We start from the raw sequence: 23,947 nt of genomic DNA, 5'->3' as shown, positions 1-23,947 counted from the left end.
AACAACCCCATGCACAGTAGCTAAGTGCTGCCGGCACAACGTTTTCTGTATTCGACGCAAAGGTCGTTTGACGCGTCGGGCAAAACAATGGCATTCTGCCATCTTCGGAAAATCCGCCGCGAGGCATTTGGGTCATTCCTCGATACACCCCGTATTCAGCCGGACTGGCTGAGCATGTCAGCCGCCCAAGCCGCTAACGTGGAATTAATCCGAAACGCCCACAATCTTAGGCACTTGTGTATGGGTGCTGCGTAAAGGAGGCGTCGCGAGGACGTTCCGGGAGCGGCTTCCTTTTGCTCGCTCATTGGGGTCAATGCACGTGACCATGATTTTCGAAACGCAAGGCTTCGTCGAAGAGCTCGACCCTGCAGCACTTGCAGCGGCAGTCACCGCACCCGCAGGGCCAGAAGCTCCAGCGCCGGTCAAGCGGTCCAGCCGCAAGTCGGTCCTGGCACTGTCGGTGTGTGCCTTGGCCATCAACGGCTCGGCGGCCATCTATACGTTGCCGTTTGAGTTTTCGTCGCTGAATGTCGGCAGCTTGGCTGAACTGCTTCCGCGCCAGGAAGCTTCGGCGCCAAAAACCGATTCGGTTGTCGCTGCTCTGAAGGACATTCAGTCCGCCCAACAGCAACAGGCTGCCTTGCTGAAGGAGAACAATGATTCCGTGCAGCAAAATGCAGCTTTGCTGCAGCAGGATTCGATGGTGCTGCTTTCTCTGCGACAGAGCATCACGGACGAACGGGTCGATGTGAGAAAGATATCTTCGCAGCTTTCCACGCTGATCGCGAAGGTCGACTCGCTGCAAAGTGCAATGATGTCGGACATAACCTCCTCCATTCCACGAGGGCACGCCCGCAATCGGCTGGCGATGCGCAAACGGATGGTTCGGGAAGCGAAGCCTGTCGGGCCTGTTTCGGTTGGTGGAGCTCCGCTGAGTACGCCGGCTACGACGCCGGCTCCGGAAAGCTGAAGCATCTTATTCAGCAGCCTAACCGGCGAACGCAGGGTGCTGTAGGTCTTGGGTGGCTCACCCTCTGACTTCTTCTGAAATTGGATGTTGCCCTTCTTTGCGATTGGAAGGCGAGCGGTGGCTAGCGCAACGGCCATCAGTTGCTGGACCTCGACCTCCAGCCGTATTCCTGATGCGGGATCGTGGCGGTGATGTCGGCCTCTTTGTCCGCTGAGAGGCGCCAGGCCGCCACCCCGAAGCACAGGGTCAGGATCAGGGCTGTCGCAAGCAGAAGCATAGAAACGAAATGGCTCACGCGCGTTCACCACAGTTTGAAACTACAGAGAGCGAACACGAGACACCGATTCGGAAAATACAGACGCGCTGACCTAAAGCCTGGTTTCCACAGCTAGTCATACCGGGCCAAAGGCGCTCACGATCCCGATCGTGATCGGGACCAACGCGACGATTGTCCATAAGGCGGGCGAGCTGGAGGATAGGCCGGCGAAAAAGATCAAGAGACCGAAGCCAACGAGGGCCGCCGAGATAGCATAGGCGAGTGCTTTTTCCACCGTTCGATCCACAAGGAATACGGGCTGGATTGCGCCTCTAGGACTCGTTAGCGGTCGAAACGTTCCTATGCCCGAATATCTGGATCAGCGGTGCATCAGCATCTTTGATCCGTTGACGGGAGGCATTGGCAAAGGCGCTGGTCGACTTGCTGCTCTACATGGAAGAACTTCAGCACGCAGCCGCAGGAGGTGGTGGGTCGAGCGCTCGCACTCGAGCTGATCCAGACCGTGCGGCTGTCGCTGAGGATGATCGCCAAATACAGGAAGAGCAAATGAAGCGCCGGCGGCCGAACCCACGGGAGGCGCGACCGGCAGCGGCTGATGACGCACCACCGACGGCTAAAAGGGTGAAACAATCAGGGCGCGGGACTTCGGTCCCGCGCTTTCAATTTGGAGGTCAGAGGTGGACGAGGCTCACGAAGACGATGTTGAGCAGAAACTGGTGCAGCACGAAATCGTCGAGCCCACGCTTTTTGTGACCGATGAAGAAATGATCCGCCGGCTCGGCGTGCCGCGGAAGGCAGCGCGCGCAGCGATCTTCATGCTCGACAACGACTTATCGAAGGGCTTCCCCCAAGGGTCACCGTGTGGGGCAAGCGTCGCTATTGGCCGGCGGTGAAGGCGTGGTTTGATCGGCAGTACGGCGGGCGTTCCTGCGAAGTCCCCTTGGCCTCGGCGAGCGGGCCGGTCGCTGACAGGGGCCCGCCGGTTCACGCTCGGCGGGCTTCCTAATAATAGCGATAGTAGCGGCGTCGGGGGCGGCGATCGTAGTAGTCGTCCTCGCCGTAGTAGCCCTGTCGGCCCTGCTGAAACTGCGGGGGTACCGTTCCGTTTGGGTAGCATTGCCCATCTCGGATATCGACGTCGGCGCCGTGGCCGCAGGGCACCGGATATCTGCGATAGCCGTAGCCACCCCCGCGATTATAGTAGTGCCTCGCAGCCTGTTCCTGAGGAGGAAGGTACCCGTTCGGGTAGCACATGCCGTCACGGGCGCTCACGTCCCAGCCGTGGCCGCACGGCGGGGGATGCACCGGGACCCCATATTGCACTTGATGAACCTGCGGCGGCGCTCCTCTATCTATCGGGCGCTACTTGGCTCAATTGGAGAGCCACAATTGCAATCGCGGTAATCATCAGATTTCCTCTCAGTCAGCAGTATATATGCTTCTGAGCCGGCTGAATGATCACTGAACGATCCACACTGCGGCTATCCGCCTACAATGCACCGCTGAACCTTTGACCGCCGGCCGGTCACCGGAGTCTGATCGCGCACATGGGGCATCAACCCATCGACGAGCTCGCGCGCATGGAGTGCATCTGCCAAGAGTTGGCAGGTCAGGCGACCAAGCTGATCATGGCAAACAATTATCGCGCCGAGATCTTCGGCCGCGAGCGGAGCAATCGATTTGCCAACACGGTGCCCACAAAAAGCTTTTTCGGTTGGCTGATATGTCGGGCTAAGTCATTGATCTTACTTGGTGAGCGCGCTGGGGCTCGAACCCAGGACCCCGTGATTAAAAGTCACGTGCTCTACCGGCTGAGCTACGCGCTCCCATGGCCGCTGATGGCATTGACGAGATCGCCATCACGTTCGGACATTTAGAAAAGCATGTCTTGCCGCACCGCCGAAGTTCGCGTTGCGGGGAAAACCGGCTGTTTCCGGATCATGCTTTCGGCCCGCGCTGTGTAGGGGGAGTGGCTGCGGAGGTCAATAGTGGGGATGGGTGCCGAAAGTCTTGGCAGGAGCGGGGATTTGCTCGGGCAATCCGCAGCTTGAGCGGGATTTTCGACGCAATTGGCGGGCCGCCGTCCACGCTGAACTGCGGGAGATCGCCTGTGGAGTTCGGCCTGCATGGTTCGAGACGCCCGCTTTTGGCGGGCTCCTCACTCTGAGGGTCTAGTTTCTCGCCAGGGTCTGATATCGCGCGGGGGTCTACAATCTTGCTGCAAGAGCTGGCCTCATCCTGAGGGCCCGCCGCAGGCGGGCGTCTCGAAGGATGCGCCGCGGGCGACGGCGCCGTCAGTTCGTCTCTCTCCGCACCTCGCTCGGCACGGCCTGCGGCGCGCCCACTGGCGGCAATGCCACGGGCCGCAGGCCGATCAGCTCGGCGGTGCGGATGGCGCTGTCGCGCCAGAACTGGAACGAGTTGATGCGGCTGAGCTCGAGGATGGCAATCGCGACCGCGGCCAGGAACGGCAGGCTTTGGAGCACGAGGACGCCGGCGAAGATGTAGATCTCGGTGATCTGCCTAAAACTGTTGGAGGCGATCAGGACGCCGGCGCCGATCACCAGCAGAGTACCGATCACGGCCTCCCAGAACGCCTGGAACTCGATCGACATCCGCGACAGGCCACCTTTCGAGGTGCGGGCGAACGCGATGTGCTCGGTGATGAGGCCCTGCGCGACCGCGCGCGACACCGTCCATTGCACGCTCATCGCCGCGATCATGGCGCCCAGCATCTGGCCGGGCCTGATCGCGACACGGGCGCGGTACATCGACAAGAAGTGCGCCAGCGAGACGATGAAGGCGCCGATGATCGGCAGCGTCAGGATCTTGTCGGGGATAGCGATGTCGGCAAAGGCGACGATCGGCACCCAGACGAGGTTGAGCAGCGCCACGACCACGCCGAGGCTTTCGGCGCCAAGCCAGTTCAGCCAGCCGAGGCCATATTCGCGCTTCTGGTCGGGCGTAAGCCGGCTCCTGCCGGGCAGGAAGAAGCGCCAGTGCTTCTTGACGATCTGGAGGCCGCCATAGGCCCAGCGGTGACGCTGCTTCTTGAAGGCCTCGTAGGTGTCAGGAAGCAGGCCCTGGCCGTAGCGATGGTTGGTGTAGTGGGTGGTCCAGCCGAGCTCCTGGATCGCCAGGCCGAGATCGGAATCCTCGCAGATCGTATCTGACGACCAGCCCCCGGCCATGTCCATCGCGGCGCGGCGGATCAGGCACATCGTGCCGTGCACGATGATGGCGTTGGCCTCGTTGCGCTGGACCATGCCGATGTCGAAGAAGCCGGCATATTCGCCGTTCATGATGTAGTGCATGATCGACAGGTTGCCATCGCGATGCTCCTGCGGCGCCTGCACGAGGCCGACGCGCGGATCGGCGAAAGCCGGCACGAGGTCCTTCAGCCAGTCGGGATCGACGACATAATCGGCATCGAGGATGCCGATGATCTCGGCATCCGCCGCGGTGCGGTCCATCGCGATGCGCAGCGCGCCGGCCTTGAAGCCCTGCACCTTCTCGGCGTTGATGAACTTGAAGCGTTCACCGAGCGCGCGGCAATGATCCTGGATCGGCTGCCAGAAGGCGGGATCCGGCGTGTTGTTGATGATGACCACGCATTCGTAGTTCGGATAATTCAGCCGCGACAGCGCATCCAGGGTCTGCTTGAGCATCTCGACCGGCTCGAAATAAGCGGGGATATGGATCGAGACCTTCGGGTAGTAATTCTCGGGCACGTTCTCGATCGGCTTGCTCTTGGTGAGCAGCCGCTGGGGCCGCCGGCCGAAGGCGACGGCCGCGATCTCGTCGATTCGCGCCATCGCGATGAGGACGAGCGGAACGAGCAGGATCATGCCCAGCGTCAGCGCGAAGGCCGAGCCGAAAATGAAATAATGGCTGTTCCAGAACGCGAACACGGTGGCGGCCCAGGCGCCGACGCCGTTGGCGGCTGCCGACAGCAGGAAGGCCTGTTTCGCGGTCGGCTTTTCAAGCCGCAGGATCGGCAGTGACAGCAGGATGCCGACCAGCAGTGCGATGCCCATCAGCTTCCAATAATCGGGATTCTCCACCGGGCCGGTCCAGGCGAATTTCGGCTCGCGGCTGGCGTTGAGAATGCCCCAGTACGGACCGACGCCGCCTTCGAAGAATTTCCAGGGCTGATCGATGGCTTCGACGATGTTGTATTCCATGCCGATGGCTTCGGCGCGGGTGACGAAGTTGCGCAGGATCAGCGCTTGCTGGAACGGGCCCGGATCGGCGTTGCGCAAATTGTAGCCCTGGCTCGGCCAGCCGAACTCGGCGATCACGATGCGCTTGCCGGGGAACAGGTTGCGCAACAGGTTGTAGCGGTCGGCCGCCTGGTCGACTGCTTGATCCGAGCGGAAGTTTTCCCAATAGGGCAGCACGTGGGCGGCGATGAAATCGACGTTGGAGCCGAGGTCGGGATTGTCGCGCCAGATGTTCCAGATCTCGCCGGTGGTGACCGGCACGCGGACCGAGCCCTTGACCTTCTTGATCATGTTGATGAGGTCTTCGACCTTTTGCTCGCCGCGGTAGATCACCTCGTTTCCGACCACGACGCCGACGACGTTGCTGTTCTTGCGGGCGAGCTCGATCGCAGCCTTGATCTCGCGCTCGTTGCGATCCTTGTCCTTGTCGATCCAGGCACCGACGGTGACCTTGAGGCCGAATTCGGCGGCGATCGGTGGCACCAGCTCCACGCCGCCTGTGGACGAATAGAGCCGGATCGCGCGCGTCATGGTCGACAGCGTCTTCAGGTCGGCGCGGAGCTTCTCCACGGTCGGGATGTTGTCGATGTCGGGGTGAGCCGAGCCCTCGAAAGGCGCGTAGGAGACGCTGGGCAGCAGGCCCTTGAAGTCAGGCGCCGGCTCCTTGTCGCGCATGACTCCCCAGATGCCCGCATGGAGCGCAGACACAAGCAACAGAACGGCGGCGACAACGCGCATCGCGGCTAAACCAAAAGGGGCTGAGGTGGCAGGGAAGCGGATCCGACCCCGAGATCCGACCGAGTCCGCGGCAAAGGGAACATACCTCTGCTGCGCGGTTTCACAACTGTCATGGCCTCATTTCCTTATGAGGGCATGGCCTTTTCGAACGACGCGCGGCAGTGCCAACCGTGTCTATGGCCGATCGTTCCTGAACGACAGCTGAAACGACCCTTGGCTATTTCTGGGGCGCGGGCGTCGGGCTTGCCGCAGGCGAGGGACTTGCGGCTGGCTGGGCGGCCTGCGCATTGCCCGGCGTCGGCGCTGGGGTTTGCGCGGCGCTCGCCGCCGCCTGCTGCGGCTGGGACGCCGGGTTGATCCAGCAAGCGTGCACGCGGCTGTCCAGGGTCTCGGCGACCTTGGGGTCGATCTGCCCGCCGAAGCGGGTCAGGCAGCGGAACGCAGCCTGGATGTGGCCGCCGGGGCAGCCGAAACGGTCGTAGAGGTCGAGATGGCGGAATGCGGTATCGAGATCATCCCGCCACATCAGCCGCACCACGCGCCGGCCGAGCCAGACGCATTCGGGATTGCCGGCGGGGCCGTTGATGACCTGGGCCGCTTCCGCGAATTCGTCGGTGCGGCGCTGGTTCTGGGCGGCGTCCTTGGCCGCGTCCGCGGGCTGGGCCGCGGCCTTCTGGTCGGGGGCGGGCGTGCCGCTCTGGGCGGAGGCGCCACCGAGGCCGGCGAGAACGAGAAGGGAGGAGACTGCCAAGGTGGCGGCGAACTGCCGCAGGACCGCATTTCGTAACTCGAACACCCGCTGCCGCATGAATTCCCCAATGTATCTGCTGGTCGTCCGCGTCAGGATCCCGCAGACGCGTCGGTGATGGCGTCCAAATGGGTCTCCAATGCGGCGGAAAAGTCTTTCCGAGTCCATGACCTGTATTTGGAATTTTGTCCAGCAAAGTCACAATCCTAGGCCCCGGTCGAACGGCCGCAGCCAGATTCCTTTGGGAGCAGCGGATCCACACCTGGGCGCACCCCCTTGGCAGACGGCGTGCAAGCAGGTAATCGACGGACCCTTCGCGGAGGACGGAACCGATTTCTCTTCGTACGCCACTGGCGCTTCTGCTCGTTTCACTGGGTGCGATTGCTGCCGTGTGGTGGTGGTTGGCGACGCCAATCACGCTCGCGCGCGCGCCGATCGATCCCGCCGAGAAGGTCCAATGCGTCTCCTACGCGCCGTTCCGCGGCGAGCAGTCGCCGCTGGAGACGTGGACCCATATCGAGGCGGACCAGATCGAGCAGGACCTGCGCCAGCTCAAGGAGATCACCGACTGCGTCCGCACCTATTCGATGGAGAACGGGCTCGACCAGGTGCCGGCGATCGCCGCCAAGGTCGGCGGCCTGAAAGTGCTCCAGGGCATCTGGCTCTCCAGCAACCGCACCAAGAATTTCGAGCAGGCCGCGCTCGCGGTTCGCCTCACCAAGGAATTTCCTTCCATCATCACCGCGCTCATCGTCGGCAACGAGGTGCTGCTTCGCGGCGAGATGACGACGGCGGACCTCGTCTCCATCATCCGCTCGGTCAAGGCGCAGGTCAGCGTGCCCGTCACCTATGCGGACGTCTGGGAGTACTGGCTGAAGAATCGCGAGGTCTATGACGCCGTCGACTTCGTCACGATCCACATCCTGCCCTATTGGGAGGATTTCCCGGTCAAGGCGAAATTCGCCAGCGCCCATGTCGAGTCGATCCGCGAACGCATGGCGGTGGCGTTTCCGGGCAAGGAGATCCTGATCGGCGAAACCGGCTGGCCGAGCGAGGGGCGTATGCGTGACGGCGCGCTGCCGTCGCGCACCAACCAGGCGCGGGTGGTTTCCGAGATCCTGAGCCTTGCGAAGGCACAGAAGTTCCGTGTCAACCTGATCGAGTCCTACGACCAGCCGTGGAAGCGTAAGCTGGAAGGCACCGTCGGCGGCTATTGGGGCTTGTATGATTCGGTGCGCCGCAGCCTGAAGTATCCGCCGGGCGAGCCGATCAGCAATTTCCCGTACTGGAAATGGTACATGGGCGCGGGCATGGGCCTCAGCGTGCTGGTGTTCGCGGTTGCCGGTCTCACGCTGCGCCGGCGGCCGTGGACGCCGCGCTTCTCGGCCTGGCTCGGCGTGGCCATCTCGGCGACGACGGCGGGGAGCCTGCTCGGGATCGGCGCCGATAAGATGTATTACGAGAGCTACGGCATCGGCGGCTGGCTGCTCTGGGGCGCGCTGCTCCTCGCCGGCATCCTGTCGCCGATCTTCTGCGCGCAGGCGATGGTGATCGGCCGCAGCCTTCCCACCTTCCTCGACCTGCTCGGCCCGCGCGAGGGCCGGAAATGGTCCAAGCTCACCGCCGTGCTCGGCCTGACGCTGGCCGTGGCCGCGGTGATCGCGGCGCAGACCGCGCTCGGCTTCGTGTTCGACCCGCGCTACAAGGATTTTCCCTACGCCGCGCTGACGATGGCCGTGGTGCCGTTTGCGCTGCTGATGCTGAACCGGCCGCAGATCGGCCAGCGTCCGATCGCGGAGGCGGTGTTCGCAGGCCTGCTGGCGCTGTCGGCCGTCTATGTGCTGTTCAACGAGGGCCGCGACAATTGGCAGTCGCTGTGGACCTGCGCGATCTACCTCTTGTTCGCGCTCACGCTGTGGCGGGCGCGGGCCGAGCAAATCCAAGAATGAACAGGCCGATCGCAAGGCCCGACAGCACGACATTGTAGAGCACGATGCCGAGGCCGGCGGCGATGACGCCGACTGTGAGCAGCACGATCGACGGCCGCATCAGGTTCAGCGTCGCAACCACCAGCGCGACGATCCCGAACACCGAATTCTTGAACAGCACGGTCGAGACCGAGCGCGCCTTGCAGAGCAGCGTCTGAAGGCCGGCATCGCAGGCGAGCGCGACTTGCGACAATTCGATCGCGAGGTAGCGCAGATAAAGCGCATAGCCGACGGAGGCGAAGCCGACGACGATCAGGAACTGCACCTGGTAGGGCGTGAGGCGGAAGGGCTTTTTTGTCATGGCGGCAATATGGTCGGGATGGCGCGGGCAGGCAACAGGGCAGGCGAAGTTTCTGCTGACCGCATCCAGAAGGAACACAAGAGCGGCGGGCTGGTTCTGATGTTGTGACGCCTAACGCATGATGTCTTCGAGGAGTGAGCATGGACAAGCCAACCCAGGAGCAGCTGAAAGAGCTCAAGAGGCTGAGCAAGGAAGCGCGGGTCGACGATTGGTCCGAGATCGTACAGTCCAAGGATGAAGCGGAGATGCGTATTCGGGATCTGAAGGAAAAGGCGCGCATCGAATAGTGATTGCCTGCGCGGAGATCCTTTCGGCTCTGTTCTGAGAGACGGCGCTCGTATTTCTCAGCCAATGCGAGCAACCGCTTAACGCGGAGCCGAGGGCCACCAGCGCCACAGTCCGCATTTCCACCGGCGTGTCGTTCATATCGCGGTCAATGCCGATCAGCAAACTTGTTCCCGCCGCGACGAGAAGCCTCAGCACGTCATCCAGTTCGTTCATCAAAGCACGCGAGGTTTCGGATGGGCGACTCTTGAGGCGGCGTTGGACGAGCGCGAACTTGCTGCGAAAGAGCGGCTCAGGTCCAAGCGTCCGATGGCCGCATGCGCTCGCAACGCGCATCTCATCGCTGACCTTGCGGCGAGTCCGCGCGCCGTCTTCGACAAGGCACCCGCGAATGTTTGGGCGCCTATCGCCTGAAGAACGAGGACAGCGTCGATCCTGTAGACGTTGACGCCGCCTCCGGCTTCGCCTGCGGCGCGGGCTGCGCCGCAGGTGGGGGTGCAGGCGGCGGCTCCTCGCGCTTCGAGCGTTTCGAGGAATAGTTGCGCCGGCGCTTGTCCGGCTTTGCAATTGGCCCGGGCGCCGAAGCGCTCTCGGCCTGCGGCACCGCCTCCTGGCTCTTCTCGGCGTTCTTGTCTTGAACCCTGTCTTGAGTCTTCTCCGGTCCCTTTTCTTGAGCCCTCTCTTGACCGCCGCGCATCGACAGGCGCTGGCCGTCGAACACGGTGGTCTCGCAGTGGCGGTCGTTCTCGGTCAGGCCGGCGCACAGTTTTGCGGCGGCGGCGGCGTTGATCAGGGGCCCGGCACCCAAACGGAGCTGCATGCCGAGGCCCGCGGCGCCCTCCTTGATCATGATGATCGGCCGCAACGCTCCAACTTCCGGATGGGATTTGGTCACGCCGCGCCAGAGTGCGCGCAGGCCATCGATCGAGTTGGCGCCGCCGAGGTCGATGGCAAAGCGCGTCTGCTGGACTGCGATCGCGGGCGCTTCGATCTCGGCTGCTTCCGGCGGCTTCGTTGCTGTCGCGACGACCTCGGTTGCAGTAGGAGCCGGTTCGGCCTTCTTCTCGGCTGCCTCGGGTTGAACCAGTTTCGTAGCGGCGGCATCCGGCGGCGCCATGATCGACTTGGACGGCACCAGCGGAATCGTCGGCAGCGCCGAAGTCATGGCCGGTGACTGCTGAACGAGCGAAGCGGCGGCCGCGGTCTGCGGCGGCGGGCTCGACGGCTCCTTCGCAGTCTCCTTCGGCGTATCCTTCTGAGTATCCTTGGCGGCTTCGGTGCGCGGCTTCTCGCTGGCCGGAGCTGGCGTCGAGACGACCGGCGCGACGCTGGGAGCTGCGGTCGCTGGCGCGACATCCTGCGGCCTGACGGCTTGCGACGGCGTGGCGTTCTGCTTGGCGATGGCACCGGTGACGGAATCGAGACCCTGCTCGAGCACCGTGACGCGTGAATAGAGCCGGTCGCGGTCGCTGTTCAGCGTCTCGATGGCGGCTGCGAGGCGGCGCGCCTCGTTCTGGCTGTCCTTGGTCAGCATTTGGAGCCGGTCGGCCTGGCGCGCGAGGTCAGCGGAGGCAATTTGGTCACGGCGCCAACCAATATGGGCCTGGTTGGCCACCACCGCGATGACGACGGCCCCGACGGCCGCGACGCCCCACGAGCCCAGCCGCCACATCATGCGGCGGTCGAACGCGCTTTCCTCGGCCAAAAGTCCGGAGAACAGCCCGCCGGTCTCCTTGGTGTCGAAGGCATCCGCCAGTGGGTCGGAATTCTTTGCCATGAACGTTAAGTGCCCAGCCCCGTCTGGCTTCCCCGAATCAATCAGGGAACATTAACAGGAAAAGCGTGCCGCACTTGAATTCCGGGCGTTTGCGGGGGTAGCAAGGCGAGAGCATCTGGGCGGCCTGCCGTCCGCCGCACCATTGATCCGGCCGTATCTGACAGGATTCCGATGACCGCCCGTTCCAGTCTTACGATCGTGCTCGCCGCCGGCGAAGGCACGCGCATGCAATCGAGCCTGCCGAAGGTGCTGCATCCCGTCGCCCATCAGACGCTGCTCGCCCATGTGCTCGCCGCCGCACCAAAGGGAACCGGCACATCGCTCGCCGTCGTGATCGGTCCCGATCACCAGGCCGTCGCGGAGGAGGCGAGGCGCAGCCGCCCCGACGCACTCACCTTCGTGCAAGCCGAGCGGCTCGGCACCGCGCATGCCGTGCTGGCGGCGCGCGAGGCGATCGCGCGGGGGGTGGACGATCTCTTGATCGCGTTCGGCGACACGCCGCTGATCTCGGCCGAAACCTTCGCGCGGCTGCGCGAACCGCTCGCCAGGGGTGCCGCCATCGCCGCGCTCGGTTTTCGCGCCGCCGATCCCACCGGCTATGGCCGCTTCATCGTCGAGGGCGACCGCCTGGTCGCGATCCGCGAACAGGCCGACGCCAGCGAAGCGGAGCGCAAGATCGATCTCTGCAACGCCGGCGTGATGGCGATCGACGGTCGCCGCGCGCTCGAAATCCTCGGGCAGATCGGCAATGCCAACTCCAAGAGCGAATATTATCTGACGGACGCAATCGGCATCGTCCGCGACAAGGGATGGGAGTCCGTGGTGATCGAGACCAGTGAAGACGAGGTGCGCGGCATCAACACCAAGGCGCAGCTCGCCGAAGCGGAAGGCGTGATGCAGGCGCGCTTGCGCAAAGCGGCGATGGAGGCCGGCGTCACGCTGATCGCGCCGGAGACGGTGTACCTGTCCGCCGACACCGTATTCGGCAAGGACGTCACCATCGAGCCGTTCGTGGTGATCGGCCCGGGCATCTCGATTGCCGACGGCGCGGTGATCCATTCCTTCTCGCACATCGTGCAGAGTTCGATTGGCAAGAACGCGTCTGTCGGTCCGTTCGCGCGCATGAGGCCGGGCAGCTCGCTCGGCGAAGGCGCCAAAATCGGCAACTTCGTGGAGACCAAGGCCGCGACCCTCGAGGCGGGAGCGAAAGCCAATCATCTTGCCTACATTGGTGATGCGGTCGTCGGCGCCAAGTCCAATATCGGCGCCGGCACCATCACCTGCAACTATGACGGCTTTGGGAAGCACAAGACGGTGATCGGGCAGGGCGCCTTCGTCGGCACCAACTCTTCGCTGGTCGCGCCCGTGAAAATCGGCAACGGCGCCTATATCGGCTCCGGCTCGGTGATCACCCGCGATGTACCCGACGATGCGATGGCGCTGGAGCGCAACCAGCAGACCATCCGGGAAGGCGGCGCGGCGCGTTATCGCGAGATGAAGACCGGCGGCAAGACTCCCGAAAAGAAGCCGGAGACGTGAGCGAGGCTATTCGTCGTCGGCGAATTCGGAGAAGATGGCGCGGGTCAGGCGCCAGCCGCGCGGCTTGGCGCGCTTGGCCGGCTCGCCTTCGGGATGCTTGATGAAAAGCGGCTTGTTCTCCTTGCCGCGCAGGGGCGGCGGCCAATGCGCAAGGTGCGTGCCCGAGGTCTCGCTGGCGCGCAGATACATCGACGACCGGCCTTTGCGGTCGGATGAGCTTCTCATGGCCGTCTCTCCTGGGCGGGAATCGTTGGCCAAACATGTTGACAGTGAGTTAACGTGCGAGGTTAAAGGCCGGCCAAATCGACGCAGGCGGGGCTCGGTGTGATCGGTGCTGTCTCAATCAGCAATAATTATTGAGTACCTGGTTCCGTAGGAGTTTCGCTAAAACGAACCGCGTCGTTTAGGCGATTTTTCGGCGATTTGGGGGATAGTGATCCGCATGTGCGGGATTGTCGGCATTCTCGGGCGCGAACCGGTTGCAGAGCAATTGGTGGATTCGCTCAAACGTCTCGAATATCGCGGCTATGATTCCGCGGGCGTCGCCACACTCGAAGGCAAGCACCTGGAGCGCCGCCGCGCCGAGGGCAAGCTGAAGAACCTGGAGAAGCGGCTCGAGGCGGAGCCGCTCAAGGGTACCACCGGCATCGGTCACACCCGCTGGGCCACCCATGGCAAGCCGACCGTCAACAACGCGCATCCGCACGCGACCGAACGCGTCGCCGTGGTTCACAACGGCATCATCGAGAATTTCCGCGAGCTGCGCGAGGAGCTCGAGACGAAGGGAACGGTATTCCACACCGAGACCGACACCGAGATCGTGGTGCACCTCGTCGACGATCTGCTCGCGCGCGGCAACAAGCCGGTCGAGGCGGTCAAGCTGACGCTGGCGCGCTTACGCGGCGCCTTCGCCCTCGGCTTCATCTTCGCTGGCGACGACGACCTCATGATGGGCGCCCGCAACGGCCCGCCGCTTGCGATCGGCTATGGTGACGGCGAGATGTATCTCGGCTCCGACGCCATCGCGCTCGGCCCCTTCACCGACACGATCAGCTATCTCGAAGACGGTGACTGGGTCGTGCTCACGCGCAAGAGCGCTGATATCTTCGACAAGGACGGTCACCCCGTCCAGCGCGACAAGATCAGGCACGCGGCCTCGACCTCGCTGGTCGACAAGGCCAATTACCGCCACTTCATGGCGAAGGAGATCCACGAGCAGCCCGAAGTGGTTGGCCACACCCTCGCGCGCTATGTCGACATGGCAACCGAGCACGTCGCGCTGCCGGTCAAGCTGCCGTTCGACTTCAAATCGATCCAGCGCATCAACATCACGGCCTGCGGCACCGCGAGCTATGCCGGCTACGTTGCAAAGTACTGGTTTGAGCGTTTTGCGCGCGTGCCGGTCGAGGTCGATGTCGCCTCCGAATTCCGCTACCGCGAAGCGCCCCTGCGCAAGGGTGATCTCGCCATCTTCATCTCGCAATCCGGCGAGACTGCCGACACGCTGGCGGCGCTGCGCTATGCCAAGGCCGCGGGCGTGCACACGGTCGCCGTCGTCAACGTGGCGACCTCGACGATCGCGCGCGAGAGCGAGACCGTGCTGCAAACGCTTGCCGGTCCCGAGATTGGCGTCGCCTCGACCAAAGCCTTCACCTGCCAGTTGATGGTACTGGCAAACCTTGCCATTGCGGCCGGCAAGGCTCGCGGCGAATTGTCCGACGAGGACGAGACCAAGCTCGTCCATGGCCTCGTCGAGATCCCGCGCTTGATGTCGGATGCGCTCACCACCGAGGTGGAGATCGAGCGTCTGGCCCGCGAGATCGCAAAGTCGCGCGACGTGCTCTATCTCGGCCGCGGTACCAGTTTTCCCCTGGCGCTCGAAGGCGCGCTGAAGCTGAAGGAAATATCCTACATCCACGCCGAAGGCTACGCTGCCGGCGAGCTGAAGCACGGACCCATCGCGCTGATCGACGAAGCCATGCCCGTCGTCGTCATCGCGCCGTATGACCAGGTGTTCGAAAAGACCGTCTCGAACATGCAGGAGGTCGCCGCCCGCGGCGGCAAAATCATTCTGATGACCGACGCCAAGGGCGCGGCGGAGGCGACCGTCGATTCGCTCGTCACCATCGTCATGCCTGACATGGCGGCGGCGTTCACGCCGATGGTCTATGCCGTTCCGGTGCAGCTGCTCGCCTATCACACGGCCGTGGTGATGGGCACCGACGTGGACCAGCCGCGCAACCTCGCAAAATCGGTGACCGTGGAATAGGCACAAGGGATATCGATTGGTCGCAGTCTTCCCAAACCTGCTAGAAGACCCTAGCTTGTGTGCTGCGACCTACCTGGAACCCGAATGACCCCCCGCGACGACGCGCCTGCGCCACTTGATCCCGTCCCGGAACCGCATACCGGCCTGATCGGCCGTTTCCGCAATTATTTTCTAACCGGCCTCGTCGTGACGGGGCCTATCGCGATCACGCTCTATCTGGTCTGGTGGTTCGTGACCTGGGTCGACGGCGTGGTGCGGCCGTTCGTGCCGCTGGCCTATCGGCCTGAAACATATCTGCCTTACGTCATTCCGGGCTGGGGACTGGTTGTCGCGTTTTTCACGCTGACGCTGGTCGGTTTCCTCGCGGCCAACCTGATCGGCCGGACGCTGGTCGATGTCGGCGAGACCTTTCTCGGCCGGATCCCGGCCGTGCGCGCCATCTACCGCGGCCTCAAGCAGGTGTTCGAGACATTGTTCTCGGGCAAGGGCTCGAGCTTCCGGAAAGTGGGCCTGGTCGAGTTTCCTTCGCCCGGCATGTGGTCGATCGTGCTGATCTCGCAATCGCCGAACGAAGACATTGCGCGCAGCCTGCCCGGACAGGAGGAACACGTCTCGGTATTCCTGCCGTGCTCGCCGAATCCGACCACCGGCTTCTTCTTCTATGTCCCCAAAAGCAAAATCATCGAGGTCGATCTCACCGCTGAGGACGCGGCCACGCTGATCATGTCGGCCGGCGTGGTTCAGCCGGGCTCGGCGCCAGATCCGAAGAAGGCCGCCGCGCTCGCGGGCGTCGCCAACGCCGCACGCATCGCGAATGCGTCTGCGCTCCAGCCTGCGAAAGTGGAGTAGGGCCATTCCCGCGCGGGATGGCCAGGTTCACGCAGGCGTTCGCGTCCTCTGCTAGTGTCCGGTCGACTGAGCGTATCGTTCGGAATTCGGCCTGGAGTGCATAATGTCCAAAACCATTGCGATCCTCGCGCCGGGTGCCATGGGCAGTGCCGTGGCTCGCCGCCTCAGCGACAATGGCGCACGCGTGCTGACGTCCCTGAAAGGGCGAAGTGAAGCCACCCTGAAGCGCGCGGCGGACGCTGGCATGGTCGGCGCCGAGGACGACGCGCTTGCTGAAGCCGACATCGTCCTCTCGATTGTGCCTCCGGGCGAAGCAGTGGCGCTGGCTGAACGGCTGGCCGCGCTGATCGTCCGGCGCGAGAAGAAACCGGTTGTGGTCGACTGCAACGCCGTCAATGTCGACACCGTGCAAAGGATCGCGGAGATCATCGGCTCTGCGGGGGCGCCATTCGTCGATGCCGGGATCATCGGCTTTCCGCCGCAGCCGGGGGGCAAGAGCCCGGCGTTCTACATGTCCGGCGAGCACGCCAAGGACGTCACCGTTCTGAACGACCTTGGTCTCGACGTGCGGATCGTTGAAGGCCCAGTCGGCGCAGCCTCTGCGCTCAAGATGTCCTACGCCGGAATCGTCAAGGGTCTCGCCGGCATCGGCGCGGCCATGGTAATCGCGGCAACGAAAGCGGGCGCGGCCGAGGCGCTGCGCGACGAACTCGCGCTCAGCCAGCCCGCGATCCTGGCGCGGCTCGAGGTCGCGCTGCCCGACATGATCCCGAAAGCCTATCGCTGGGTCGCGGAAATGCGGGAGATTTCCGGATTCCTCGGCCCCGATCATCCGGCCAGCCAGATCTACGAGGGCTTTGCGCGGTGGTTCGAGCATCTCGCGGAGGACGCGAAGGGCGAGGCGGCGGATGCGGAGCTGTTGAAGTCGTTCGCTGCGCGCATCGCGCAGAAGAAATCCTGATCGCCTGATCTCACGTCACCACAATCATTCACTCGCCGTGCGCTGAAATGGATTCCAGAAAACCCTGGATGTCCCGGTCGCGTCTCAGGCGCACGACCGGGACATCAGCGCCATATTGGATGCGCTCGGCCTCGATGGCGGGCACGCGCTCCGTGTTGTAGCGCCACGCCTCAGTCATCAGTTTCCAGTCGAACTGTTCCGGACATCCTTCGGGCAAATCGGGCCGTGCGGTAGCGCGGTCGAAAGCCGAGCGCCAGAGAATGCGCCATTGGCAAAGCCAGCGCGGACGGTTGATAACGACCAGCGTATCGGCGCGCGCGAGCGTGAGATCGAAAGCCAGCCCCGAGAAGCTGCCGTCGACGACCCACGCATCGCCCGCGATTGCCTCAGCGACGCGCGAGCGAAAGCTTGCCTTGTCGGATGGCTTCCAGCCCGGCCGCCAGTAGAGCACGTCGAGATGGACCACCGGCAGATCGAGCTTTCGCCCGAGCTTCAGGGCGAGGCTCGTCTTTCCGCTTCCCTGGGAGCCAACGACGATGATCCGACGCATGGCCGAAGGGTTTCACGAAATCGCCCGCAACGAAAGATAGCACCCTTGGTCGACAGACCGAGGCTGCCGCATGCTTCGTCCTCGCGAGACGATTGGTCGAGATGCGCAGGTCTGTATCCACGCCGTCATTGCGAGCGCAGCGAAGCAATTCCAGAGTCCCTCCGCGGTGAGATTCTGGATTGCTTCGCTGCGCTCGCAATGACGGGTACTCAGCCCGCCCCGATCAGCGGAATCGCCTCGTCCCGCTCATACAGATACAGCAGGCACCGCAACGCTTCGCCGCGCTCGCCCTTCAGCTTCGGATCGTCCTTCAGGATGCGCAGCGCCTCGTCGCGCGCCTGGGTGATGAGCTGGCCATGGACTTCCGAACGCGCAATGCGATAGCCGGGCAGGCCGCTCTGGCGCACGCCCAGCACGTCGCCTTCGCCGCGCAGCTTTAAATCTTCCTCGGCAATGCGGAATCCGTCGGTGGTTTCGCGGATCACTTTCAGCCGCGCCTTCGACATCTCGCCGAGCGGCTCCGAATAGAGCAGCAGGCAGGTCGAGGCTTCCGAGCCGCGTCCGATCCGGCCGCGCAGCTGATGCAATTGGGCAAGACCAAATCGTTCGGCGTTCTCGATCACCATGATGGTCGCGGCCGGCACGTCGACGCCGACTTCGACCACAGTGGTCGCGACCAGAAGCCCGATCTCGTGGGCGGCGAACTGGCCCATCACGCGGTCCTTCTCGGTGCCCTTCATCTGGCCGTGGACGAGGCCGACGCGCTCACCGAAGCGTTTTTGCAGGCTTTCGAAACGCTTCGTCGCATTGGTCAGGTGCTCGGTGCCCTCGGCCTCGGATTCCTCGACCAGCGGGCAGATCCAGTACACCAGCTTGCCGGATTGGAGCGCGCGGCCGATGCCGTCCATGACCTCCTCGATTCGGCTCATCGGCACTGCGCGGGTGTCGATCGGCTGGCGGCCGGCCGGCTTTTCGCGCAGCTCGGAGATGTCCATGTCGCCGAAATAGGTCAGCACCAGCGTGCGCGGGATCGGCGTTGCACTCAGCACCAGCACATCGACGGATTCGCCCTTCGAGGTCAGCGCGAGGCGTTCGCGCACCCCAAAGCGGTGCTGCTCGTCGACAATAGCGAGCGCGAGGTCCTTGAAGATGACATCGTCCTGAATCAGCGCATGCGTGCCGACGAGGAGGTCGATCTCGCCGGCTTCAAGCTGCGCCAACAGCTCCCGACGCTCCTTGCCCTTTTCGCGGCCGGTGAGGATCGCAACCCGCATGCCGGCGCGCTCGGCGAGCGGGGCGATGGTCTTGATGTGCTGGCGCGCCAGGATTTCGGTCGGGGCCATCAGCGCGGCCTGTTTGCCGACCTCGGCGACCGCGGCGGCAGCTAACAGCGCCACCACGGTCTTGCCAGACCCGACGTCGCCCTGGAGCAGGCGCAGCATGCGCACGGGCTGTTTCAGGTCCTCGGCGATGGCCGCGGCGGCGCTGCGCTGCGAGGGCGTGAGCGCGTAGGGCAAGGCGTCGATGACGTTGTTGCGCAGGTGCCCGTCGCCGGCATTGCGCACGCCGGCGGGGCGGCGCAATTGCGCGCGGATTAGGCCGAGTGCGAGCTGGCCGGCGAGCAGTTCGTCGAAGGCGAGACGCGACCAGAACGGCTGGTCCGGCAGAACGTCCGTAAGCTCGACCGGCTGGTGCACGCGCGTGAGCGCCTCGGTGACCGGCGGAAAATTGCAGCGACGCATCACCTCCGGACTGATCCACTCCGGCAGGGCTGGCAGCTTTTGAAGGGCCTGCGCGATCGCGCGGCGCAGCGAGCCGAGCGCGAGGCCCTCGGTCAGCGGATACACCGGATCGATGCCAGAGAGCTTTGCAATCGCCTCTTCGTCGAGCACGCGATCGGGATGCACGATCTGCGGGATACCGTCATACATCTGCAGCGTGCCGGAGACGTAGCGCTTCTCGCCTACCGGCAGCAGCTTTTCGACATAGCCGGGCTTGGCGCGGAAGAAGGTCAGGACGATGTCGCCGGTGTCGTCGCTGGCGTAGACGAGATAGGGCGCGCGCGTGTTGCGCGGCGGGGGCGGGCGATGGCGGTCGACGGTGACCTCCAGCGTCACCATGGTTCCCTGGACGGCGTCGCGGATTTTTGGCCGGGCCCGGCGGTCGATGACGTGGCTCGGCAGGTGCAGCAGCAGATCGACCAGCCGCGGCGTCTCGTTGCGGCTGAGCAGGTACTGCAGCAGCTTGTCTTGCTTCGGACCGACGCCGGGCAGGCTGGTCACGGGAGCAAACAGCGGATTGAGCAGGCTGGGGCGCATTCTCGCAACAATCGTCACGCGCGGGCTCAACCCGCGCATCCATCTATTCAAGAGGATGGATTGCCTGGTCAAGCCCGGCAATCACGACCACAAACAATTGCAACAACAAAGGGCTGACACGGCCGGTCCGAGTGGCTATACCCACCCCGCCCGGCACGTCCGGGCTTTCTGCGTTTGACTGGATTTGAGACATGACGGGAACGACACGATCGAGCAGCGGGCTGGATGACCGCCGCAAGCGGCTTCTGTTCCGCTGTTGGCACCGCGGCACGCGCGAGATGGACCTGATCCTCGGCCGCTTTGCGGATGCCGAGATCGGCAATTTGTCCGAGCCTGAATTGATCGAGCTTGAGCGCTTGCTCGAGGTCAACGATCCCGATCTCTATGCCGCGGTCACCGGCGACAAGGTGCTTCCCGCCGATGTCCCCGGCGCGCTGTTTGCCCGCATCAAGGCATTCCCGATCGCGGACCGCGACGCATGAAGCAGGGCATGAAATCACCGGCCGAGCTGCTGACGCCCGGCCGCGCGCTGACGCTTGCCAATGTCGCCGAGGGCGCCGAAGGCCTCGTCGTCTCCGATCTCGCCCGTGCCATCGCGGCGCAACCGAAGAAGCCGGCGGTCAGCCTTGCGGTGGTCTGCCGCGACGGTCCGCGCATGCAGCAGCTTGAACGCGCACTGCAATTCTTCGCGCCCGATCTGCCGGTGCTGACCTTCCCGGCCTGGGACTGCCAGCCCTATGACCGCGTCTCGCCGCATGGCGGCATTTTGGCGCAACGCCTGACGACGCTGGCGCGGCTGGCTTCGCTCACCGGCAGCGACAAGCCGCTGATCGTGCTGACCACGGTGAACGCCGTGGTGCAGCGCGTGCCCGCGCGCGACCTCGTCGCGGCGCAGGCGCTGTCGGTTGCGCCAGGTAACGTGGTGCCGATGGACACCATCGTCGCCTGGCTCGAGCACAACGGCTACAACCGCTCCTCGACCGTGCGCGAGCCCGGTGAATACGCTGTGCGCGGCGGCATCCTGGACCTGTTTCCGGCCGGCCTCGATCAGCCCGTGCGCTTCGACTTCTTCGGCGACAGCCTGGAGTCGATCCGCTCGTTCGACGCCGAGACCCAGCGCACGCTGCTCGACATGCGCGCGCTCGACCTCGTGCCGATCTCGGAGTTTCAGCTCGTCACCGATACCATCCGCCGTTTTCGCATGGGCTATGTCGCCGAGTTCGGCGCGCCCGAGCGCGACGACGCGCTGTACGAGGCGGTCAGTGAAGGCCGCCGTCATCCCGGCATGGAGCACTGGCTGCCGCTGTTCCAGGATCGGATGGACACGCTGTTCGACTATCTGCAAGGCGCGGCCGTCGCGATCGAGCCGCAGGCCGAGGATGCCGTCCGCGAGCGCTTCAAGCAGATCCTCGACTATTACGAGGCCAGACGCGAGGCGCTGGAGCATCCCGGTGGCGGCGCCATCTACAAGCCGCTGCCGCCCGACCGGCTCTATCTGACCGAAGAGGAGTGGGGCAAACGCCTTGGCGACGTCCCGTTGGCGCGGCTGACGCCGTTCTCAGTGCCGACCGACGGCACGAGTGTCGTCGATGCCGGCGCGCGCAAGGGCCGCGACTTCGCGCCGGAACGCAATGACACCACCGTGAATGTGTTCGAGTCCGTCGTCGCGCATGTGATGGCCTTGCAGGCCCAGCGCAAGAAGGTCGTGATCGCGCTGTGGACCGAAGGCTCGCGCGACCGCATGACCTCGATGCTGCGCGACCACAAGCTGGCCCACACAACCAGCGTCAACAGCTGGCGGACGGTGCAGGCGACGCCGCGAAACGAGACCATGCTCGCCGTGCTCGGCCTCGAAAGCGGCTTCGAGACCGACGAGATCGCACTGATCAGCGAGCAGGACATCCTCGGCGACCGTCTGGTGCGGCCGCGCAAGGCGAGCCGCAAGCTCGATAATTTCATCTCGGAAGTGACGAGCCTCGCCGCCGGCGACATCGTCGTCCACGTCGATCACGGCATCGGCCGCTTCATCGGCCTGCAGACCCTCGACGTCGCGGGCGCGCCGCACGACTGCCTCGAGCTGCATTATGCCGCCGAGACCAAGCTGTTCCTCCCCGTCGAGAACATCGAGCTGTTGTCGCGCTACGGCTCCGACCAGACCAGTGTCGAGCTCGATCGCCTCGGCGGTTCGGGCTGGCAGACTCGCAAGGCCAAGCTGAAGAACCGCATCCGCGAGATCGCTGGCGAGCTGATCAAGATCGCGGCCGAACGCATGCTGCACGAGGCGCCGAGGCTGCCGGTGCAGCAGGGCCTCTACGACGAGTTCTGCGCCCGCTTTCCCTATGACGAGACCGAGGACCAGCTGGGCGCGATCGAGTCCACCCTGAAGGACCTCGAAAAGGGCCGCCCGATGGACCGCCTGATCTGCGGCGATGTCGGCTTCGGCAAGACCGAGGTGGCGCTGCGCGCGGCCTTCGCCGTGGCACTCGACGGCAAGCAGGTCGCGGTCGTGGTGCCGACCACGCTGCTCGCCCGTCAGCACCACAAGACTTTCTCCGAGCGGTTCAAGGGTTTTCCGGTCAACGTGGCGCAGGCCTCACGCCTCGTCCCGACCAAACAGCTTAACCAGGTCAAGAAGGGCCTCGCCGACGGCTCCATCGACATCGTCGTCGGCACCCATGCGCTGCTCGGCAAGGCGATCAAGTTTCGCGACCTCGGCCTGCTCATCGTCGACGAGGAGCAGCATTTCGGTGTCAGCCACAAGGAGCGGCTGAAGGCGCTTCGCGCCGAGGTACACGTGCTGACGTTATCGGCGACGCCGATCCCGCGCACCCTGCAATTGGCGCTCACCGGCGTACGCGAGCTCTCGATCATCGCCTCGCCCCCGGTCGACCGGCTCGCGGTCCGCACCTTCGTCGCCCCGCACGATCCCTTGATGATCCGCGAGGCGCTGCTGCGCGAGCGTTATCGCGGCGGCCAGGCGTTCTACGTGGTGCCGCGCATCGACGACCTCGCCGAGGTCAAGGATTTCCTCGACAAGAACGTGCCGGAGATGAAGGTCGCGGTCGCGCACGGCCAGATGCCGCCCGCCGTGATCGAGGACATCATGACGGCATTCTACGACGGCAAGTTCGACATCCTGCTGTCGACCACGATCGTGGAATCCGGCCTTGATATCCCCAACGCCAACACGCTGATCGTGCACCGCGCCGACATGTTTGGCCTGGCCCAGCTCTACCAGCTCCGCGGCCGCGTCGGCCGCTCCAAGCTGCGGGCGTACGCGCTGTTCACGCTGCCGGCGCAGCAGAAGATCACCGCGCAGGCCGAGCGCCGGCTCACCGTGCTGCAATCGCTGGAGACCCTCGGCGCCGGCTTCCAGCTTGCCTCGCACGATCTCGACATCCGCGGCGCCGGAAACTTGCTCGGCGAGGAGCAGTCCGGCCACATCAAGGAGGTCGGCTTCGAGCTGTATCAATCGATGCTGGAGGAGGCGATCGTCAACCTCAAGGCCGGCGTCTCCGAACCGGCCGCCGACCGCTGGTCGCCATCGATCACGATCGGCATGCCCGTGCTCATTCCGGAGGACTATGTCAGCGACCTCTCGGTCCGGCTGTCGCTGTATCGGCGCCTCGCCGATCTCGATACCGAGGAGGAAATCGAGAATTTTGGCGCCGAGATGCGCGACCGCTTCGGCGTCTTGCCCGACGAAGTCCGCTATCTGTTCAAGGTCGCCGCGATCAAGGCGTTCTGCCGCCGGGCCAATGTCGAGAAGATCGATGCCGGCCCGAAGGGCGCCGTCATCGCCTTCCGCGACAATTCCTTCGCCTATCCCGATCGCCTGGTGACGTTCATCCGCAGCCACGGCCAGGCCGCAAAGGTCCGGCCCGACATGAAGGTGGTGTTCCTCCAGGACTGGGAGACGCCCGAAGAGCGTCTCGCCGGCACCACGGAGATCATGCGCCAGCTGGCGCAGCTCGCGGAGAGCAAGAAGGCGGCGTGAACCTCCGGCCTCTCCGCGTCATTGCGAGGAGCCCTTGCGACGAAGCAAATCCAGAATCGTTTCGCGGAGAGAGCCTGGATTGCTTCGCGGAGCCTGTCATCGGGCCGCGCTTCGCGCTGACCCGTTGGCTCGCAATGACGGGGCTTGTTGAAGCGGC

At 64.2% G+C, this 23,947-nt stretch carries 18 protein-coding genes and 1 tRNA gene; 10 read left to right on the top strand and 9 right to left on the bottom strand.

From position 1 onward, the window contains the following. Window positions 1-313: 313 nt before the first annotated feature. Together IVB12_RS02125 and IVB12_RS02120 are read left to right on the top strand one after the other, a co-directional pair. Window positions 314-970, top strand: coding sequence for a hypothetical protein (locus IVB12_RS02125; protein WP_247295158.1), 657 nt, complete (start codon window positions 314-316; stop codon window positions 968-970). Between the two features lie 954 nt (window positions 971-1,924). Then, complete coding sequence (locus tag IVB12_RS02120) at window positions 1,925-2,140, top strand: hypothetical protein (protein ID WP_247295157.1); 216 nt, start codon at window positions 1,925-1,927, stop codon at window positions 2,138-2,140. A gap of 109 nt (window positions 2,141-2,249) precedes the next feature. Here the strand turns inward: IVB12_RS02120 and IVB12_RS02115 are convergent, their stop codons facing one another. From IVB12_RS02115 to IVB12_RS02100, 4 genes are all read right to left on the bottom strand, one after another. Further along, the gene (locus IVB12_RS02115) at window positions 2,250-2,570 is read right to left on the bottom strand and encodes a hypothetical protein (protein ID WP_247295156.1); all 321 of its coding nucleotides are present in this window, start codon (window positions 2,568-2,570) and stop codon (window positions 2,250-2,252) included. 427 nt (window positions 2,571-2,997) lie between these two features. Continuing rightward, window positions 2,998-3,073 (bottom strand) — tRNA-Lys (locus IVB12_RS02110). Between the two features lie 468 nt (window positions 3,074-3,541). After that, the gene (locus IVB12_RS02105; RefSeq protein ID WP_247295155.1) at window positions 3,542-6,208 is read right to left on the bottom strand and encodes a glycosyltransferase; all 2,667 of its coding nucleotides are present in this window, start codon (window positions 6,206-6,208) and stop codon (window positions 3,542-3,544) included. A gap of 217 nt (window positions 6,209-6,425) precedes the next feature. Beyond that, window positions 6,426-7,016 (bottom strand): beta-1-3, beta-1-6-glucan biosynthesis protein, encoded by a 591-nt coding sequence (locus tag IVB12_RS02100; RefSeq protein WP_247295153.1) that lies wholly within the window; start codon window positions 7,014-7,016, stop codon window positions 6,426-6,428. Between the two features lie 329 nt (window positions 7,017-7,345). Between IVB12_RS02100 and IVB12_RS02095 the strand changes: the two genes are divergently transcribed. Continuing rightward, window positions 7,346-8,905: a beta-(1-6) glucans synthase gene (locus tag IVB12_RS02095; protein ID WP_247295151.1), complete on the top strand. Its 1,560-nt coding sequence runs from the start codon at window positions 7,346-7,348 to the stop codon at window positions 8,903-8,905. On the opposite strand, the gene IVB12_RS02090 is transcribed toward IVB12_RS02095, so the two are convergent. Beyond that, entirely contained in the window at window positions 8,865-9,245 is a 381-nt protein-coding gene (locus IVB12_RS02090) for a hypothetical protein (RefSeq protein WP_247275669.1), read from the bottom strand. The genes IVB12_RS02095 and IVB12_RS02090 overlap by 41 nt on opposite strands. 140 nt (window positions 9,246-9,385) lie before the next feature. On the opposite strand from IVB12_RS02090, the gene IVB12_RS02085 reads away from it, so the two are divergent. Continuing rightward, entirely contained in the window at window positions 9,386-9,532 is a 147-nt protein-coding gene (locus IVB12_RS02085; protein ID WP_247295148.1) for a hypothetical protein, read from the top strand. Between the two features lie 401 nt (window positions 9,533-9,933). On the opposite strand, the gene IVB12_RS02080 is transcribed toward IVB12_RS02085, so the two are convergent. Then, window positions 9,934-11,307 (bottom strand): hypothetical protein, encoded by a 1,374-nt coding sequence (locus tag IVB12_RS02080; RefSeq protein WP_247295146.1) that lies wholly within the window; start codon window positions 11,305-11,307, stop codon window positions 9,934-9,936. Between the two features lie 171 nt (window positions 11,308-11,478). On the opposite strand from IVB12_RS02080, the gene glmU reads away from it, so the two are divergent. Then, window positions 11,479-12,846 carry a bifunctional UDP-N-acetylglucosamine diphosphorylase/glucosamine-1-phosphate N-acetyltransferase GlmU gene (glmU, locus tag IVB12_RS02075; protein ID WP_247295144.1) on the top strand — a complete coding sequence of 456 codons (1,368 nt, stop codon included), beginning with the start codon at window positions 11,479-11,481 and terminating at the stop codon, window positions 12,844-12,846. Between the two features lie 6 nt (window positions 12,847-12,852). Here glmU and IVB12_RS02070 read toward each other — a convergent pair whose 3' ends face one another. After that, complete coding sequence (locus tag IVB12_RS02070; RefSeq protein WP_247275664.1) at window positions 12,853-13,071, bottom strand: hypothetical protein; 219 nt, start codon at window positions 13,069-13,071, stop codon at window positions 12,853-12,855. A 217-nt stretch (window positions 13,072-13,288) separates the two neighbouring features. On the opposite strand from IVB12_RS02070, the gene glmS reads away from it, so the two are divergent. The 3 genes from glmS to IVB12_RS02055 all read left to right on the top strand — a co-directional run bounded on the left by glmS (window position 13,289) and on the right by IVB12_RS02055 (window position 16,925). Beyond that, window positions 13,289-15,115: a glutamine--fructose-6-phosphate transaminase (isomerizing) gene (glmS, locus tag IVB12_RS02065; protein ID WP_247295142.1), complete on the top strand. Its 1,827-nt coding sequence runs from the start codon at window positions 13,289-13,291 to the stop codon at window positions 15,113-15,115. An 84-nt stretch (window positions 15,116-15,199) separates the two neighbouring features. Then, the gene (locus IVB12_RS02060; protein ID WP_247295140.1) at window positions 15,200-15,964 is read left to right on the top strand and encodes a DUF502 domain-containing protein; all 765 of its coding nucleotides are present in this window, start codon (window positions 15,200-15,202) and stop codon (window positions 15,962-15,964) included. Between the two features lie 103 nt (window positions 15,965-16,067). Then, window positions 16,068-16,925: an NAD(P)-dependent oxidoreductase gene (locus IVB12_RS02055; RefSeq protein ID WP_247295138.1), complete on the top strand. Its 858-nt coding sequence runs from the start codon at window positions 16,068-16,070 to the stop codon at window positions 16,923-16,925. 28 nt (window positions 16,926-16,953) lie between these two features. Here the strand turns inward: IVB12_RS02055 and IVB12_RS02050 are convergent, their stop codons facing one another. Then, window positions 16,954-17,475 (bottom strand): AAA family ATPase, encoded by a 522-nt coding sequence (locus IVB12_RS02050; protein ID WP_247295136.1) that lies wholly within the window; start codon window positions 17,473-17,475, stop codon window positions 16,954-16,956. A gap of 209 nt (window positions 17,476-17,684) precedes the next feature. Further along, window positions 17,685-19,793, bottom strand: a complete 2,109-nt coding sequence (recG, locus tag IVB12_RS02045; RefSeq protein WP_247295134.1) for an ATP-dependent DNA helicase RecG — start codon at window positions 19,791-19,793, stop codon at window positions 17,685-17,687. Between the two features lie 191 nt (window positions 19,794-19,984). On the opposite strand from recG, the gene IVB12_RS02040 reads away from it, so the two are divergent. Both IVB12_RS02040 and mfd read left to right on the top strand, forming a co-directional pair. Next, window positions 19,985-20,275: a succinate dehydrogenase assembly factor 2 gene (locus IVB12_RS02040; protein WP_247295132.1), complete on the top strand. Its 291-nt coding sequence runs from the start codon at window positions 19,985-19,987 to the stop codon at window positions 20,273-20,275. Then, window positions 20,272-23,790 carry a transcription-repair coupling factor gene (gene mfd / locus IVB12_RS02035; protein WP_247295129.1) on the top strand — a complete coding sequence of 1,173 codons (3,519 nt, stop codon included), beginning with the start codon at window positions 20,272-20,274 and terminating at the stop codon, window positions 23,788-23,790. The genes IVB12_RS02040 and mfd overlap by 4 nt, the downstream gene beginning before the upstream one ends. Window positions 23,791-23,947: the final 157 nt, after the last annotated feature.

Source organism: Bradyrhizobium sp. 179 (genome assembly GCF_023073535.1).
GTDB lineage: Bacteria > Pseudomonadota > Alphaproteobacteria > Rhizobiales > Xanthobacteraceae > Bradyrhizobium.
Note: the sequence above shows the minus strand (reverse complement) of the source record. Positions and strands in the feature narration are given on the sequence as shown.

Coding starts and splice junctions, on each gene's coding strand:
- IVB12_RS02125 (WP_247295158.1), top strand. CDS start 314: ATGCACGTGACCATGATTTTCGAAACGCAAGGCTTCGTCGAAGAGCTC.
- IVB12_RS02105 (WP_247295155.1), bottom strand. CDS start 6,208: ATGCGCGTTGTCGCCGCCGTTCTGTTGCTTGTGTCTGCGCTCCATGCG.
- IVB12_RS02100 (WP_247295153.1), bottom strand. CDS start 7,016: ATGCGGCAGCGGGTGTTCGAGTTACGAAATGCGGTCCTGCGGCAGTTC.
- IVB12_RS02090 (WP_247275669.1), bottom strand. CDS start 9,245: ATGACAAAAAAGCCCTTCCGCCTCACGCCCTACCAGGTGCAGTTCCTG.
- IVB12_RS02085 (WP_247295148.1), top strand. CDS start 9,386: ATGGACAAGCCAACCCAGGAGCAGCTGAAAGAGCTCAAGAGGCTGAGC.
- IVB12_RS02080 (WP_247295146.1), bottom strand. CDS start 11,307: ATGGCAAAGAATTCCGACCCACTGGCGGATGCCTTCGACACCAAGGAG.
- glmU (WP_247295144.1), top strand. CDS start 11,479: ATGACCGCCCGTTCCAGTCTTACGATCGTGCTCGCCGCCGGCGAAGGC.
- IVB12_RS02070 (WP_247275664.1), bottom strand. CDS start 13,071: ATGAGAAGCTCATCCGACCGCAAAGGCCGGTCGTCGATGTATCTGCGC.
- glmS (WP_247295142.1), top strand. CDS start 13,289: ATGTGCGGGATTGTCGGCATTCTCGGGCGCGAACCGGTTGCAGAGCAA.
- IVB12_RS02060 (WP_247295140.1), top strand. CDS start 15,200: ATGACCCCCCGCGACGACGCGCCTGCGCCACTTGATCCCGTCCCGGAA.
- IVB12_RS02055 (WP_247295138.1), top strand. CDS start 16,068: ATGTCCAAAACCATTGCGATCCTCGCGCCGGGTGCCATGGGCAGTGCC.
- IVB12_RS02050 (WP_247295136.1), bottom strand. CDS start 17,475: ATGCGTCGGATCATCGTCGTTGGCTCCCAGGGAAGCGGAAAGACGAGC.
- recG (WP_247295134.1), bottom strand. CDS start 19,793: ATGCGCCCCAGCCTGCTCAATCCGCTGTTTGCTCCCGTGACCAGCCTG.
- IVB12_RS02040 (WP_247295132.1), top strand. CDS start 19,985: ATGACGGGAACGACACGATCGAGCAGCGGGCTGGATGACCGCCGCAAG.
- mfd (WP_247295129.1), top strand. CDS start 20,272: ATGAAGCAGGGCATGAAATCACCGGCCGAGCTGCTGACGCCCGGCCGC.